Source organism: Xanthomonas sp. CFBP 8443, assembly GCF_025666195.1.
In the GTDB taxonomy this organism is placed as follows: Bacteria; Pseudomonadota; Gammaproteobacteria; order Xanthomonadales; family Xanthomonadaceae; genus Xanthomonas_A.
Genome location: NZ_CP102592.1, coordinates 835,266 through 849,743, shown reverse-complemented (window position 1 = coordinate 849,743; position 14,478 = coordinate 835,266). Strand labels below are relative to the sequence as shown.

The 14,478-nt window shown below is 69.6% G+C and carries 15 protein-coding genes; 4 read left to right on the top strand and 11 right to left on the bottom strand.

Translation table 11 applies throughout. The features are described 5' to 3' along the window. Positions 1-15: 15 nt before the first annotated feature. Positions 16-732 (bottom strand): pseudouridine synthase, encoded by a 717-nt coding sequence (locus NUG20_RS03570; protein WP_263397083.1) that lies wholly within the window; start codon positions 730-732, stop codon positions 16-18. Continuing rightward, entirely contained in the window at positions 729-1,802 is a 1,074-nt protein-coding gene (locus NUG20_RS03565; protein ID WP_263397082.1) for a class I SAM-dependent methyltransferase, read from the bottom strand. The genes NUG20_RS03570 and NUG20_RS03565 overlap by 4 nt, the downstream gene beginning before the upstream one ends. Positions 1,803-1,944: 142 nt before the next feature. Here NUG20_RS03565 and NUG20_RS03560 point away from each other — a divergent pair, with 142 nt between their 5' ends. Beyond that, positions 1,945-2,208 (top strand): hypothetical protein, encoded by a 264-nt coding sequence (locus NUG20_RS03560; RefSeq protein WP_263397081.1) that lies wholly within the window; start codon positions 1,945-1,947, stop codon positions 2,206-2,208. Between the two features lie 593 nt (positions 2,209-2,801). Here NUG20_RS03560 and NUG20_RS03555 read toward each other — a convergent pair. The 5 genes from NUG20_RS03555 to NUG20_RS03535 all read right to left on the bottom strand — a co-directional run bounded on the left by NUG20_RS03555 (position 2,802) and on the right by NUG20_RS03535 (position 7,494). Continuing rightward, positions 2,802-4,136, bottom strand: coding sequence for a PQQ-dependent sugar dehydrogenase (locus tag NUG20_RS03555; protein ID WP_263397080.1), 1,335 nt, complete (start codon positions 4,134-4,136; stop codon positions 2,802-2,804). Positions 4,137-4,207: 71 nt separating this feature from the next. Next, the gene (locus tag NUG20_RS03550; protein ID WP_263397079.1) at positions 4,208-4,531 is read right to left on the bottom strand and encodes a DUF3247 family protein; all 324 of its coding nucleotides are present in this window, start codon (positions 4,529-4,531) and stop codon (positions 4,208-4,210) included. A gap of 69 nt (positions 4,532-4,600) precedes the next feature. After that, complete coding sequence (locus NUG20_RS03545; RefSeq protein ID WP_263397078.1) at positions 4,601-6,601, bottom strand: PAS domain-containing hybrid sensor histidine kinase/response regulator; 2,001 nt, start codon at positions 6,599-6,601, stop codon at positions 4,601-4,603. A gap of 161 nt (positions 6,602-6,762) precedes the next feature. Continuing rightward, positions 6,763-7,011 (bottom strand): hypothetical protein, encoded by a 249-nt coding sequence (locus NUG20_RS03540; RefSeq protein WP_263397077.1) that lies wholly within the window; start codon positions 7,009-7,011, stop codon positions 6,763-6,765. 12 nt (positions 7,012-7,023) lie between these two features. Next, positions 7,024-7,494, bottom strand: a complete 471-nt coding sequence (locus NUG20_RS03535) for a hypothetical protein (RefSeq protein ID WP_263397076.1) — start codon at positions 7,492-7,494, stop codon at positions 7,024-7,026. A 200-nt stretch (positions 7,495-7,694) separates the two neighbouring features. On the opposite strand from NUG20_RS03535, the gene NUG20_RS03530 reads away from it, so the two are divergent. Both NUG20_RS03530 and NUG20_RS03525 read left to right on the top strand, forming a co-directional pair. Continuing rightward, complete coding sequence (locus tag NUG20_RS03530) at positions 7,695-8,264, top strand: DUF3016 domain-containing protein (RefSeq protein ID WP_263397075.1); 570 nt, start codon at positions 7,695-7,697, stop codon at positions 8,262-8,264. Between the two features lie 404 nt (positions 8,265-8,668). Next, complete coding sequence (locus NUG20_RS03525) at positions 8,669-9,640, top strand: IS110 family transposase (RefSeq protein WP_263396421.1); 972 nt, start codon at positions 8,669-8,671, stop codon at positions 9,638-9,640. Between the two features lie 317 nt (positions 9,641-9,957). Here the strand turns inward: NUG20_RS03525 and alr are convergent, their stop codons facing one another. Then, positions 9,958-11,031, bottom strand: coding sequence for an alanine racemase (gene alr / locus NUG20_RS03520; protein WP_263397074.1), 1,074 nt, complete (start codon positions 11,029-11,031; stop codon positions 9,958-9,960). After that, positions 11,010-12,317, bottom strand: coding sequence for a D-amino acid dehydrogenase (locus NUG20_RS03515; protein ID WP_263397073.1), 1,308 nt, complete (start codon positions 12,315-12,317; stop codon positions 11,010-11,012). Before NUG20_RS03515 ends, alr begins: the two co-directional genes overlap by 22 nt. Positions 12,318-12,464: 147 nt before the next feature. Here NUG20_RS03515 and NUG20_RS03510 point away from each other — a divergent pair, with 147 nt between their 5' ends. Beyond that, positions 12,465-12,944: an Lrp/AsnC ligand binding domain-containing protein gene (locus NUG20_RS03510; protein ID WP_263111051.1), complete on the top strand. Its 480-nt coding sequence runs from the start codon at positions 12,465-12,467 to the stop codon at positions 12,942-12,944. A gap of 468 nt (positions 12,945-13,412) precedes the next feature. On the opposite strand, the gene NUG20_RS03505 is transcribed toward NUG20_RS03510, so the two are convergent. Both NUG20_RS03505 and NUG20_RS03500 read right to left on the bottom strand, forming a co-directional pair. Then, on the bottom strand, positions 13,413-13,790 hold the full coding sequence (locus tag NUG20_RS03505) for a baeRF12 domain-containing protein (protein WP_263397072.1): 378 nt from the start codon (positions 13,788-13,790) through the stop codon (positions 13,413-13,415). 139 nt (positions 13,791-13,929) lie between these two features. After that, positions 13,930-14,349 carry a hypothetical protein gene (locus NUG20_RS03500; protein ID WP_263397071.1) on the bottom strand — a complete coding sequence of 140 codons (420 nt, stop codon included), beginning with the start codon at positions 14,347-14,349 and terminating at the stop codon, positions 13,930-13,932. Positions 14,350-14,478: the final 129 nt, after the last annotated feature.

Below are 14,478 nucleotides of genomic sequence, written 5' to 3'. Positions count from 1 at the left end.
ACCAATCCCCAATCCCTACTGCCGAATCTCGGCCCCAAACACCTGCGCCAGATCCGCCGCCTCCAGCACGCGCCACTGTCCGGCCGGCAGCGTCTGTTCTAGCGCGAAGCCGCCGATGCGGCTGCGGTGCAGCGTCGCCACGTGGTTGCCGACCGCGGCGAACATGCGCCGCGCCTGGTGGTAGCGGCCTTCGTACAGGGTGATGCGCGCCTGGCGCGGGCCCAGCACCTCCAGCTCCACCGGCAGCAGCGGCGTGGTCTCGCCGTCCAGCAACAGCGTGCCGCTGGCGAACTGCGCCGCCTCGTCGCCGCGCAGGTCCTCGGCCAGGGTCGCTTCGTAGACCTTGGCCAGCTGCGATTTCGGCGAGACGATGCGATGCAGCAGCGCGCCGTCGTCGGTCATCAGCAGCAGGCCGCTGGTGTCGCGGTCCAGCCGCCCGACCGTGGACAGCAGCGGCGAGCGCAGGCGGAAGCGCGGCGGCAGCAGGTCGTAGACGATGCGGCCCGGATCCTTGGTCGAGCAGGTGTAGCCGACCGGCTTGTGCAGCGCCAGGATCAGCCCCGGCGGCGGGTCCAGCGCCTCGCCGTCGATGCGGATCGTCGCGTGCTCGACCTGGTCGTCGGCGTACAGCACCTCGCCGTCGGCGTCGGTGACGCGGCCTTCGCGGAACATCAGTGCAACCTGCTTGCGGCTGCCGTAGCCCAGGTTGGCCAGATGCTTGACCAGCTTCATCGGCGGACCGTGGCGCGGGCACGCACCGCCAGGATCAGCTTGAAGCCGTCGCGGGTGGCGACCACCTTGGTGTCGCCGAAGCTGGTATCGAGCACCGCCTCGTAGGGCAGGTGCCGGTTCGCCACCAGATAGAGCTTGCCGCCGGGCTTGAGCGCCTGCGCGGCCACGGCGATGAAGCGGCGACCGATGTCCGGGCGCTCCATGCGCCCGGGCGCATGGAACGGCGGGTTGCTGACGATGAAGTCGTACTGCGCCGGCAGCCCCGCGGTCACGTCGTGCCAGTGATAGCCCATCTCCACCGCGGCCGGCGCCTGCGCCAGATTCGAGCGGGCCAGCGCCAGCGCGCGCGCGTCGGCCTCGAACAGGTCCAGCGCGGCGATCTTCGGGCAGCGTGCCAGCAATTCCGCGGACAGATAGCCGTAGCCGGCGCCGAGATCGGCGCCGCGGCCGGCCAGGTCGGCCGGCAGGTGCTCGGCCAGCAGCGCCGAGGCCGGGTCGATGCGATCCCAGGCGAACACGCCGGGACGGCTGCGGAAGCGCCCGTCCAGGATCGGCCGCGGCGCGTCCAGCTTGGCCCAGCGCTGCTGCAGCGCGGCGTCGTGGCCGCCGTGCAGCGGCGCGGTCCAATACGCGCGGCAGTGGTTCTTGGTCAGCTTGCCGCCCAGCCCGGCCAGCTGCTGCAGGTCGTCCTCGCCGGAGCGGGCGCCTTCGTTGTTGGACTGGCAGGCCAACACCACCCCGCCCGGCGCGGCCAGCGCCACTGCGCGCGCCAGCAACGCGCGCGCCTCGTCGCGCTGCCGCGGCGGCAGCACCAGCACCAGCGCATAGCCGCCGACGTCGTCATGCTCGCCGGCGTCCTCGGCGCGGACCTGGCAGCCGCCCTGCTCCAGGGCGGTGGCGAACGGGCGGTAGCCCTGTTCGCACACCAGTTGCGCCGGCTGCGCATGCTGGCGCAATGCCCAGCCGTCGCGCGCGCGCAGGAACAGCACCTTGCCGGCGGGCCAGCGCAGCGCGCCCTGGGCGAACGGCAGGAACAGGGTGTCGAGGGGAGCGTCTTGCAGAGCCGGCATGGGATCGGGATCGGACAGGGAATGCGCATTCTACCGGCAGTGCGCCGCCGGCCCGGTTTTGCGCTTAGCGAACGCATCATTGATGCGATGGCAACATTCTCGCGCCTAGGCTGCAGGTCACCCCGAACGGATGGAGAGGCAAATGCGCGCAGTGTTCATCGGTGGCGTCGTCGACAACAGCGAAGTGGACCTGGACGGCAGCCAGCCACCGCTGCACTACCCGGAAAACACCGGCACCGGGCGCCCGCGCTACCGCCTGCACCAGCGCGGCGAACGCGACGACGGCAGCGTGGTCTATGCAGTCTATGCCGCGCCGGAACTGGGCGATGCCGAGGTGGAGCGCGTGTTCAACGAGCGCGGCTATGCGCGCCGCTTCGGCGTGGAGCCGGCGCCGGTGGACCACTAGGCCGCCGAGCGGCATCTGCGATGCCGGGTGCGCGTTGACGTGCCCGGCGTTGACGCTTGATTTGAGCGTGCGGGATCGGCTTTCCCTGGGGTGGCGGGGATTTTGCCGTTGGAATGGGGCGTCTGAGCTGGGGGCGTTGTGCGGCCCGCGTGGCACGTGGCGTGCGGCTCGATAGCTTTTCGCCGTTTTTCTACAGCGCTTGGGTTGTGATGTCTGTCGCGGCTGAAGCCGCTCCTACAGGGGTGTGCGTGTGCTGGCCGGGCTGTCGTGACTAGAGAAGTCGTGCAGCGCAGGCTTAGTTCGGTGCGGGGTCTTGGCTTCGCGCGTCGCGACTGAAGTCGCTCCCACACTGGGCATTTGGGCATTCCGACAAATCAGTGACGGTGCAGCGTTTCCTTGTGGGAGCGACTTCAGTCGCGACGCGCTGACCGTCAGCACTCGCGCACAAGGATGGCGCCACTCCGTCCGCAAAAGTACGGCACGGCAAAGCACGGACGGCGCCGATCCGATCGGCATGCCGCTCTCCCCACACCCAGTCCCCGGCCTGCCGCCGTACCCGGCCGGCAGGCCGGGGCACGGCACCATGACGTCTTCTACTTGCCGATCTTGGGCGCGACCCGCCAGATCACGTTGCCAACGTCGTCGGCCACCAGCAGCGCGCCGGGCTTGTCCACCGCCACGCCGACCGGGCGGCCCTGGGCCTTGCCTTCGGCGTCGAGGAAGCCGGTCAGCACGTCCTGCGCCTTGCCGCTGGGCTTGCCGTCGACGAACGGCACGTAGACCACCTTGTAGCCGGACGGCGGATCGCGGTTCCACGAGCCGTGCTGGCCGATGAAGGCACCGCCCCGATACGCCTGCGGCAGCAACGCGCCTTCGTAGAAGGTCAGTCCCAGCGACGCGGTATGCGCGCCCAGCGCATAGTCCGGCTTGATCGCGCTGGCCACCATCTCCGCGTTCTGCGGCTGCACGCGCTCGTCCACGTGCTGGCCGTAGTAGCTGTACGGCCAGCCGTAGAAGCCGCCCTCGCGCACCGAGGTCAGGTAGTCGGGCACCAGGTCGCTGCCGATCTCGTCGCGCTCGTTGACCACCACCCACAACGTGTCCGCGCCCGGCTGCCAGGCCAGCCCGACCGGATTGCGCAGGCCGCTGGCGAACACCCGGGTGGCGCCGCTCTGCGCGTCCACTTCCAGGATCGCGGCGCGATTGAGTTCGGCGTCCATGCCGTTTTCGGCGACGTTGCTGTTGGAGCCGACGCCCACGTAGAGCTTCTTGCCGTCGCGGCTGGCCAGCAGGCTCTTGGTCCAGTGATGGTTGATGCCGCCGGGCAGGTTGGCGACGAAACTGGGCGCGGCGCTGATCTGGGTGTCGCCGTCTTTGTACGGGAAGCTGACCAGCGCATCGGCGTTGGCGACATACAGGCGGTCGCCGACCACGGCCATGCCGAACGGCGAATACAGGCCCTTGAGGAACTGCGTGCGCACCTCCGCCACGCCATCGCCGTCGGCATCGCGCAGCAAGGTGATGCGGTTGGCGCTGGGCACGGTCGAGCCGGCCTTGGCCATCATCGCGCCCTGGATCTTGTCGCGCAGGCCGCTGCTTTCCTTCTCCGGCGCCGGCGGCGCAGCGGTCTCGGCCACCAGCACGTCGCCGTTGGGCAGCACGTACAGCCAGCGCGGGTGGTCCAGGTCGCGGGCGAAGGCCTGCACCGCCAGGCCGGCGGCCGGCACCGGCGCGGCGCCATCGGCCCAGCGCTTGACCTCGGCGACCTTCACCGTGGGGATCATGCGCTTCACCGGGTCGGGCAACACCGGATCCGGGCCCATCCCCTCCTCGATGGAGTGCTTGGCGGTATCGCCGCAGGCGGCGAGCAGGGCGGCGCTGAGCACGCAGAAGGCCCAGCGGGCACGAATTGGCGAGGGCGTGGTCATTCTTCGTGGGCATCCAGGCTCGGGGGGTTCCGATGATGCACAGCCACGCCGCGGCAAAAGTGAAAGACGCGTCAAGACGTCTCGTCGCCGCGCGGGTCGTTGTCCCAGGGCCGGGCCGGGAGCTGGCGCACGCTGCGGATCTCGTCCAGCCAGATGTAGTGGTGTTCGGCAGGATCGTCGAGGCCGTCGATCCGCACCTGCGCGTTGCTGCCTTCGCGCTCGTTCTCGTCGCGGAACTGCTGGATGCTCGGGCGGATCGTGACGGTGCCCAGGAACGCGCTGCCGTCGGTGAGTTCGATGCGCACGTTGGACTGCTCCGGCAACTGCAGGATCAGTTCCTCCAGCGCCTGGATCTGCGCCTGGTCGGTGTGGACGCGCTTGGCATACTTGGTCATCGGCGTGCTCTCTGCAGGGGACGCCCTACCCTAGCGCCGCAGGCGTGAGCCGGCGGACAAGGCCGCCGCTCAGCGTTGCCGGGCGAAGCGCACCGCCGAGACCAGCTGCGCCACGCTGTAGGGCTTGGCCAGATGCTCCTGGAAGCCGGATTGCAGCGCGCGCTGGCGATCGTCGGCGCGCGCCAGCGCGGTCACCGCCACGGCCGGCAGTTCGGCCGCCTCCAGGCCCATGTTGTCGCGGATCGTGCGGATCAGGCCGTAGCCGTCCATGCCGGGCATGCCGATGTCGGTGACCATCACGTCGATGCGGTCGTGGCCGCCGTCGTCCAGCACCGCTAGCGCCTCGCTGGCGGACCCGGCGGTGACCACCTCCGCCCCCTGCTCCTCGAGCAGGCGCCGCAGGTAGTCGAGCATGTCCGGCTGGTCCTCCACCGCCAGCAGGCGCATGCCCTTCAGCGCGTAGGCCTCCACCACCTGCTCGGCCATCGCGAAGGCGCGCACCTCGCGCAGCGGCCGCTTGCCCGGCGCGTTGCGGTGCAGCGGCAGGCGCACGGTGAACACCGAGCCGCAGCCGCGGCCTTCGCTGGCGGCGCTGACCTGGCCGCCGTGCATTTCCACCAACTGCTGCACGATCGCCAGGCCCAGGCCCAGGCCGCCATGCAGGCGCGTGGTGGTGGCGTCGGCCTGGCGGAAGCGGCCGAACAGGTGCGGCAGGAATTCCGGCGGAATGCCGTCGCCGGAATCGCGCACCGCCACGGTCACATGCTCGCCGTCGGCGTCGATGTCGATCGCCAGTTCGATGTGGCCATGCGCCGGGGTGAACTTGACCGCGTTGGACAGCAGGTTCCAGAACACCTGCTGCAGGCGCGTGGCGTCGCCCAGCACCAGGCACGGCTGCGCCGGCTCGCGCAGGGTCAGGGCCTGGTCCTTGCCCTCGGCCACCGGTTCCTGCGCACGCAGCGCCTCGCGCACCTGTTCGACCAGGTCCAGCGCTTCCACTTCCAGCTGCACCTTGCCCAGCAGCATGCTGCTCAGGTCGAGCATGTCCGAGATCAGCCGCTGCTGCGCGCGCGCGCTGCTGGCGATCACCGACAGGCCCTTGTTGCTCGGATCGCCCGGCGGCAGCCGCTGCAGCAGCAGGTCGCTCCAGCCCAGGATGGTGGTCAGCGGGGTGCGCAACTCGTGCGACAGCGTGGCCAGGAATTCGTCCTTCAGCCGCGCCATGCTCTCGGCGGCGTTGCGCGCGCTGCGCTCCGATTCCAGCAACTGCTCGCGAGCCAGTTCGATGTCGCGGCGCTCGGTGACGTCCGGGCTGCTGCCGGCCAGGCCGATGAACTCGCCCTCGGACGAATAGCGCGGCATCGCGGTCATCTCGACCCAGCGCCAGGCGCCGTCGTGGCGGCGCGCACGTACCAGCGCGCGCAGGTTGCGCTGTTCCTCGAGCGCACTGCGCAGCTCGAAGGCGAACACGCCGGCGTCTTCCGGGTGCAGCACGTCGCCCCAGCCGGGACGCGCGTCGTCCGACTCCGGATTGATGCCGAAGAACTCGGCGTAGGCGGTATTGGTGAAGCGTAGCTGGCCGGTGGCGTCCAGCACCCAGACCGGCATCGGCAGGCCCTCGGCGAGCGCGCTGAAGCGCGCCTCGCTTTCGGCCAGGTCGCGCTCCACGCGCTTGCGTTCGGTGATGTCGAGGAACTGAATGGCCACCTGGTGGCGCTCCGGCGCACCGACCCGGAACGCGTCGACCGTCCACCAACGGGCCAGGGCCGAGGCATAGTTCTCGAACTTGGCCGAACAACCGGTGCGCGCCACCTCGCCGTACAGCCGGAACCAGTGTTCCTCGTGGGTCGGCGACAGCTCGCGCATGCGCCGGCCGATCACGTCGCGCATGCCGGTCTCGCGCTCGAATGCCGCGTTGACCTCCAGGAACACGTAGTCCACCGCCAGATCGCCCTCGAACAGCACCTGCACCACGCAGAACCCCGAATCGATCTTGTCGAAGATCTCGCGATAGTGCAGGTCCGACACCTGCGCGAGCGACGAGAGGGACGATTCGGTGCTGACTTGCATGGCGTGGTGTGCTCTGGAAACGGCGGCGACGGAAGAAGCGAAGCGGCGCTCGCGTCCACGGCGTGAAGACCCTCAGGGCCGGAGCGGGCGCGCGCAGCCCGCATCTTGTTAAGCCGTTCCGCTGCCGTCAAGCCGGAACCCCGCCGGCACGACCCCGCGGCTCACCACAGGAATGCGACGACCAGCACGATCCCGAGCAACGACAGCGCGATGCCGGCGATGACGCCCCATTGCGTCATCCGCGCGCTGCGCAACGCCTGCTCTTCCAGCCAGCGCTCGGCCTCCTCGCGCCAGGACGGCGGCGGCGACTGGTCCAGGATCTGCTGGACCCGGGCCACGCCCAGTTGCCGGCATTGCTGGCGGCACTGCTCCGGCGCGGCCATATCTTCCGGTGCGATTGCGTAAGACATGCGCGGTCTCCTCTAGCCCAGCGTGAAGCGGGGGCTGTCGCTGCTCAGCTCGTGCTCCACCGCCATCCGCGCCAGGCGCGTGTAGTTGGCGCGCGGACCGGCACCGCGGCCGACGATCAGGCCCAGGTACTCCAGGCCGGTCCAGACCCGCGCCTTCCACTCGACCCCGCTCTCGGCCAGCACCAGGGTCAGCGAATAGCGGAAGTTCTGGCCCTGCGGGCTGCGGAAGGCATAGATCGGCGGGAACTGCACCGCCACGTCCTGCTGCTCGCCGAGCGAAGCCAGATAACGGCGCAGTTCCTGGCGCACGTCCTCGCCCGGCGCCAGCCGCAGCTGCCGCGCCGCCTCGTCCAGGTTCGCCTGCTGCTCGACGAAGCTGGCCGCGCCGCTGGCCGGGCTATGCCCGTTGCGCTTGGCCCAGTCGATGAACTGCAGGCGCACATCGCCCGCGGCGTGCGCATGGTGGAACAGCGGCATCTTCATGCGATCCCCGGATCAACGTGTCTGTGGCCGTCATCGTCGCGCGCGCGCCGTGAAGTACGCGGCGACGCAGCGTGAACCGCACGTCACATGGCCCGGCGACATGAATCGGTTGCCAACGCCGGCGACGGCAGGCTTTGTCCAGATTGCGGCGGCGCACGCACAGGCACACACTTGACCTGCACCCCTCGTGGAGATCCGTCATGAAGATCCGATACGCCTGGACGGCGCTGGCCCTGGCCTGCCTGTTGGCGGGCGGAGCCTCCGCCGAGACCCGCAACGTCACCGATCCGCAGGCCCCGCGCGCCATCGAGGGCGATGGCCCGGTGCAGGTGCGCTGGGCCGACCCGACCACGTTCACCGAACTGCGCCACAGCCGCAACCGCTGGGAAGCGCAGCGCGGCGACTGGGTACGCGACCTGGCCGAGTACCTGCAGGAGCGCGCGGGCAAGCAGTTGGCGCCCGGCCAGCGCCTGGACGTCGAACTGACCGACATCAAGCGCGCCGGCGACTACGAGCCCTGGCATGGCGTGCAGTGGAACGACGTGCGGGTGATGCGCGACATCTACCCGCCGCGCATCAGTCTGACGTTCACCCTGCGCGGCGCCGATGGCCAGGTGCTGGAGCAGGGCGAGCGCAAGCTGCTCGACACCAGCTATCTGTTCAACAGCTCGATCGGCATGAGCACCGACCCGCTGCGTTACGAGAAGCGGATGCTCGACGACTGGCTGCGCCGCGAGTTCCGCGACGACGCGGCGATGGCTGAGCGCTGAGGAGCGCGTGGCGGCTTCGCGCGTTGGTGTTTGTCGCGGCTGAAGTCGCTCCTGCAGGAACGTGCGTCGAGTGGGCTGGGTGTCTGCAAGAGGGCTCCAGCCCCCATGGTTTCCGAAGCCGGAAATTCTGCCGCTGCGTTCGTCGCGGCTGAAGCCGCTCCTTGTATCTGGACATGGCGCCCCTGAAGGCGTTATGTCTTCCGACTGATCATCGGGGGAGGTGCGGGAAGTCCAGTCGCTCCTGAAGCTTCGAGCTTGTGCTGTAGATCGGCTCCCGCCCTCCATCTGCTGGCCCTGTGGTGTCCGCACGGTATCCAGAGTCCGCCGCTGGCGTGAACTCGCATCCACAAGGCAGGACCGGGCGCAGCGATGATCGTGATCACCCATCCGATGGAGGAGTCCTTATGTCCCCAGTCGTCGGCATTGACGTCGCCAAGCGCAGTTTCGATCTGGCCATCGACCTGGCCAACGGCAAGTACCGCACCAAGGCCAAGCTTCCCAACGATCCGAAGGGCTTCCAGGCCCTGCACGCGTGGCTGCAGACGCACGCGCAGGCGGACAGCTGGATCGTGATGGAAGCCACCGGCACCTACCACGAGGCGCTAGCCGAGTTCGTGCATGGGTTGGGCTACCGCGTGTGCGTACTCAACCCAGCGCAGATGGCGCTGTATGCACGCAGCCAGCTGACCCGGGTCAAGACCGACCGCAGCGATGCCAAGCTGATCGCCAGCTACGGCCAGCGCCATGCGGCGCAGCTGCGGCCCTGGCAGCCCGACCCGCCGGCGCTCAAGCAGCTCAAGGCGCTGGTGCGGCGCCGGGACGACCTGCTGCAAATGCTGCAGATGGAGCGCAACCGCCTGGACGTGGCCGCGCCGGTGGTGCGCGACTCGCTCCTGGAGAACATCGGCCAGTTGCAGGCGCGCATCGCGCAGATTGAACGGGCCATCGACGACCAGATCGACCAGGACCCGACCTTGCGCGGGCAGCGCGACCTGCTGGTGAGCATCGATGGGATCGCCGACACCAGCGCGGCGTTGATGCTGGCCGAACTTGGCAATGTGGAGCGCTTCGCCCACGCCTCGGCGGTGACCGCCTTTGCCGGGCTCAACCCCCGGCTGCAGGAGTCCGGCAAGCGCCAGGGCCAGGTCTGCATCTCCCGCACCGGCTCCCCGCGGCTGCGCGCGGGCCTGTACATGCCGGCCCTGGTCGCCATGACCCACAATCCGGTCGTCCGTGCGCTGAAGCAGCGCCTGCGCGAACGCGGCAAAGCCGGCAAGCAAATCGTCTGCGCCGCCATGCGCAAGTTGCTGCATCTTGCCTACGGCGTCCTCAAATCAAACACGCCCTTCGATCCTCAAAAGGCCATTGCCTGTTAGACGGGAAGACGGTATCTACAACAGAGCAGAGCGCTAGGTTGGAGGCGCCCCTGTGGGAGGGACTTCAGTCCCGACGTGGTCCGGACGCGGCACACCCATCGCTGCGCTCGTCGCGACTGAAGTCGCTCCCACAGTCGGTTGCGGCCAGCATGCTGCGGCTCTGCAGGAGCGGCTTCAGGCCCGACGGTATCCGAAGCCGCAAGGTGTATCGCTCCGTTTGTCGCGGCTGACGCCGCTCCTGCAAAAGCGAGGCGCGGACCAGGCACTGCGCTGCGCCAAGCGGGAGCGCGTGCGAAGCGCCCGGCCGGCCACAGCCTTCAGCCGCCCAGGTACTGCCGCGGCGCGCGCTTGAGTCCGCACAGCAGGCGGTAGGCGCTGGAGCCGCAGCGCGCGGCCAGGGTGTCGATGCGCGGCTGCGCGCCCCATAGCTGCACGTCGCTGCCGAGCCCGGCCTGCGGGTGCTCGGTCAGGTCCACCGTCAGCATGTCCATCGACACCCGCCCGATCAGCTCGCCGGGCACCCCGTCGATCAGCACCGGGGTGCCGTTCGGCGCGAACTGCGGATAGCCGTCGGCATAGCCGATCGCGACCACGCCGACCCGGGTCGGCCGCGGCGCGACGAAGCGCGCGCCGTAGCCGACCGGCTCGCCAGCGGCCAGCTCGCGCACCGCGATCACCTTGGAGCGCAAAGTCATCACCGGACGCAGCTCGCCCGGCAGCTCGGCGTTGGCGGCGAACGGGTCGGCGCCGTACAGCATCAACCCTGGGCGCGCCCAGTCGTTGCGCAGCTGCGGCCAGCCCAGCAGCGCCGGCGAATTGCACAGGCTGGTCTCGCCGGCCAGGCCGGCGGTGGCCTGGCGGAACACCTCGGCCTGCTCCAGCGTACGTGCGCTGTCCAGCTCGTCGGCGCGCGCGAAATGGCTCATCAGCACCAACCGCTCCACCTGCGGCAGCGCGCTCAGCCGCGCGTGCGCGGCGCGGAACGCGTCCGGCGCCAGGCCCAGCCGGTGCATGCCGCTGTCCAGCTTCAGCCACAGGCACAGCGGCTGCGGCGCGGCATAGGCGGCGATCGCCTCCACCTGCCACGGCGAGGCCACCGCGCACCACAAGCGGTGCTCGGCGATCAGCGGCAATTCGTCGGCATCGAAGAAGCCTTCCAGCAGCAGGATCGGCGCGGCGATGCCGGCCTGGCGCAGCTCCAGCGCCTCCTCGATGCAGGCCACCGCGAAGCCGTCCGCTTCGGCGTCCAGCGCGCGCGCGCACGCCACCGCGCCGTGCCCGTAGGCATCGGCCTTGACCACCGCCAGCGCCTTGCCGCCGCCCAGGTGCCGGGCCAGGCGGTAGTTGTGGCGCAACGCGTGGAGATCGATCAACGCACGGGCTGGGCGCACGAACTTGCCTCTGCGACGGGCGCCGAGGCGCCGCGCGAATAACGGAAGATGTCCAGGCCCTCGCCGCTGATCTGCGGCTGGCGCGAGGCGATCAGGTCGGCCAGGTAGCGGCCGGAACCGCAGGCCATGGTCCAGCCCAGCGTGCCGTGGCCGGTGTTGAGGAACAGGTTGCGGTAGCCGGTGGCGCCGACCACCGGGGTGCCGTCCGGCGTGGCCGGGCGCAGCCCGGTCCAGAATTCGGCGCGGGCCAGGTCGCCGCCGCGCGGGTACAGGTCGTTCACTACGTTTTCCAGGGTGGCGCGGCGCCGCGCCGGCAGCGACAGGTCGAAGCCGGCCAGTTCGGCCATGCCGCCGACGCGGATGCGCTGGTCGAAGCGGGTGATCGCCACTTTGTAGGTTTCGTCGAGGATGGTGGACATCGGGGCCAGCGCCGCGTCGCGGATCGGCAACGTCAGCGAATAGCCCTTCAACGGATACACCGGCAGGCGGATGCCCAGCGGTGCGAGCAGCTGCGGAGAATAGCTGCCCAGCGCGACCACGTAGCGATCGGCGCGCTCCAGGCGGCCGCCGATGCGCACGCCGTCGAGGCGATCGCCATCGGCGAGCAGGCCGTCGATCGTTTCGCCGTAGCGGAACTGCACACCGGCCGCGGCGGCCAGCGCGGCCAGGCGCTGGGTGAACAGGCGGCAGTCGCCGGTCTGGTCGTTGGGCAGGCGCAGCGCGCCGACCAGGGTGGCCGGGGCGCTGGCCAGCGCCGGTTCGATGCGGGCGATGCCGGCGCGGTCGAGCAGTTCGTAGGGCACGCCGTACTCGCGCAGCACCTCGATGTCCTTAGCCGCGCCGTCCAGCTGCGCCTGGGTGCGGAACAGCTGGGTGGTGCCGAGCTGGCGGCCTTCGTATTCGATGCCGGTGTCGGCGCGCAGCTGGTCCAGGCAGTCGCGGCTGTATTCGGACAGCCGCACCATGCGCGCCTTGTTGATCGCGTAGCGCTCGGCGGTGCAGTTGCGCAGCATCTGCGCCAGCCACAGGTACTGGCGGATGTCGGCGGTGGGCGTGATCGCCAGCGGCGCGTGGCGCTGGAACAGCCACTTCAGCGCCTTCAGCGGCACCCCCGGCGCCGCCCACGGCGAGGCGTAGCCCGGCGACACCTGGCCGGCGTTGGCATAGCTGGTCTCCAGCCCGGCCGCGGGCTGGCGATCGACCACCGTCACCTCGCAGCCGGTACGGGCCAGGTACCACGCCGTGGCCGTGCCGATCACACCGCTGCCCAGAACCAGAACCCGCATGCACTTACCTCGTCGGATCAAATCCCTGGCTGGATGGCGCGAGGGATGGGGTTAGGCGCAGTATAGGAAGCGCAACCCAGGATTTTCCCCTGATTTTCGATCGACCGCCAGGCCAATTCCCTACCCCAGCCCATCGAGACCCGCGCCATGGCCGCACGCGCCCGCGAACTGGACAAGATCGACCGCAAGATCCTGCGCATCCTGCAGCAGGAAGGCCGCATCTCCTTCACCGAGCTCGGCGAACGGGTCGGCCTGTCGACCACGCCGTGCACCGAGCGGGTGCGCCGCCTGGAACGCGATGGCGCCATCACCGGCTACTACGCACGACTGGATCCGCACTACCTCAAGGCCAGCCTGCTGGTGTTCGTGGAGATCAGCCTGGCCTACAAGTCCGGCGACATCTTCGAGGAATTCCGCCGCGCGGCGCTGAAGCTGCCCAACGTGCTGGAGTGCCACCTGGTCTCCGGCGATTTCGACTACCTGCTCAAGGCGCGGATCAGCGAGATGGCCTCCTACCGCAAGCTGCTGGGCAGCACCCTGCTGACTCTGCCGCACGTGCGCGAGTCCAAGAGCTACATCGTGATGGAAGAGGTCAAGGAGACGCTGAGCCTGCCGATCGCCGACTGAGCGTGATGATTCCCCTCTCCTTGCGGGAGAGGGGTTGGGGTGAGGGTACGGCGGCACTGGGAAGTCGATAGCCGGGGAAGCACGCCGTTGTCGTCCGAACCATGCGCGACGTTGGGTGGCGCGTCGGTGTGTCCGTACCCTCATCCGCCCTGCGGGCACCTTCTCCCGAGGGGAGAAGGGAGGCACCGCGACGTGTGGCCGCGCGCTGCAATGGCTCAATCGTGCGGTACGGCAGCGACGCCATGATTCCCCTCTCCCTGCGGGAGAGGGGTTGGGGTGAGGGTACGGCAGCGCTGGGAAGTCGATAGCCGAGGCAGCACGCCGTTGTCGTCCGAACCATGCGCGACGTTGGGTGGCGCGTCGGTGTGTCCGTACCCTCATCCGCCTTGCGGGCACCTTCTCCCGAGGGGAGAAGGAGGGGGCGCAATGCATAGCGCCCTGCCGTATCGGCCTGCGCGATGGGCGCGCTTAGGCGAGCAGCTTTTCCAGCTCGTCGCGCGAGGTGTGCGCGTGGTTCTTGGCCAGTTCCGACACCACCCGCTTCTGGACTTCCTTGTGCAGCAGCGGCCGCAGCTGGCCCAGCGTCTGCGGGTCGGCGACCAGCACCAGGTGCTCGAAGTCGTTGCGCAGCGCGTTCTGGTACAGGCGCTCGGCGAGCTGGCGGACGAAGCCGGCCTCGTCCATCGTCATCGGCCGGTCGCCGTCCTCGACGCCTTCGATCGGTGTGGGGCTCAGCACCTCGGTCTGCTCCAGCAACGACGTCTCGCCGGCCAGCGTGGTGCGGAACAGGCGTGCGCTGACGCGATCGGCGACGACCACCAGGGTGTTGTCGGGAAGCTTGCTCATCGGTTCTCCTAGCGAAGGTACGGTGCAGGCACCAACGGCACCTGCGTCGTGGCAGTCTAGGAAGCGGTTCGTGAGGATTGCGATCACGGATCGTTGGCCATGCCTTCACGCACGGCCATGCGCGGACCGCCAAGCGGCGCTAGTCGTCGATGCGCTGGCCGTCGCCGCTGGGCACGGTGCTGTAGTAACGGCCGCTGCGGGTGTCCAGTACGCGGTTGGGCCCTGCCTGCACGGCGCCCGGAATCAATCGTCCGCTGCGGTCGTAGACCTTGGCCGGCGCCGGCGTCGTGCCAGGGGCGGTGGACGCCGGCGCGGCCGGACGCGACGGCCCCTGCTGCGGAATCGGCGCCGGCTGCGCGCGCTGACCCAGGCCGCTGGGGATCGGCGCAGTCGGCGGCGTCGCCACTGGTCGCGTGGACACCGGCGCAGGCGCCGGCTGCACGGTAGTGGCCTGGCGCGTGGCGGTCGGCGATTTCGGCGCGGGCTGGAGGCTTTGCGCGGCGGCCAGCACCGGGCTCAAGACGCATAGCGAGAGCAGCCACAGACGGGGCATCGACATGGCACTCCTCCCTCCGGTTCGGGAATGCAGCCTAGCGCGCGGCGCCTGCGCACGGAGTGAACGCGGCGGCTTGATCGCTGCCGCTCCGCCCACATTGTGCATGGACTCTCTCCGACGCGAAGGCACGCC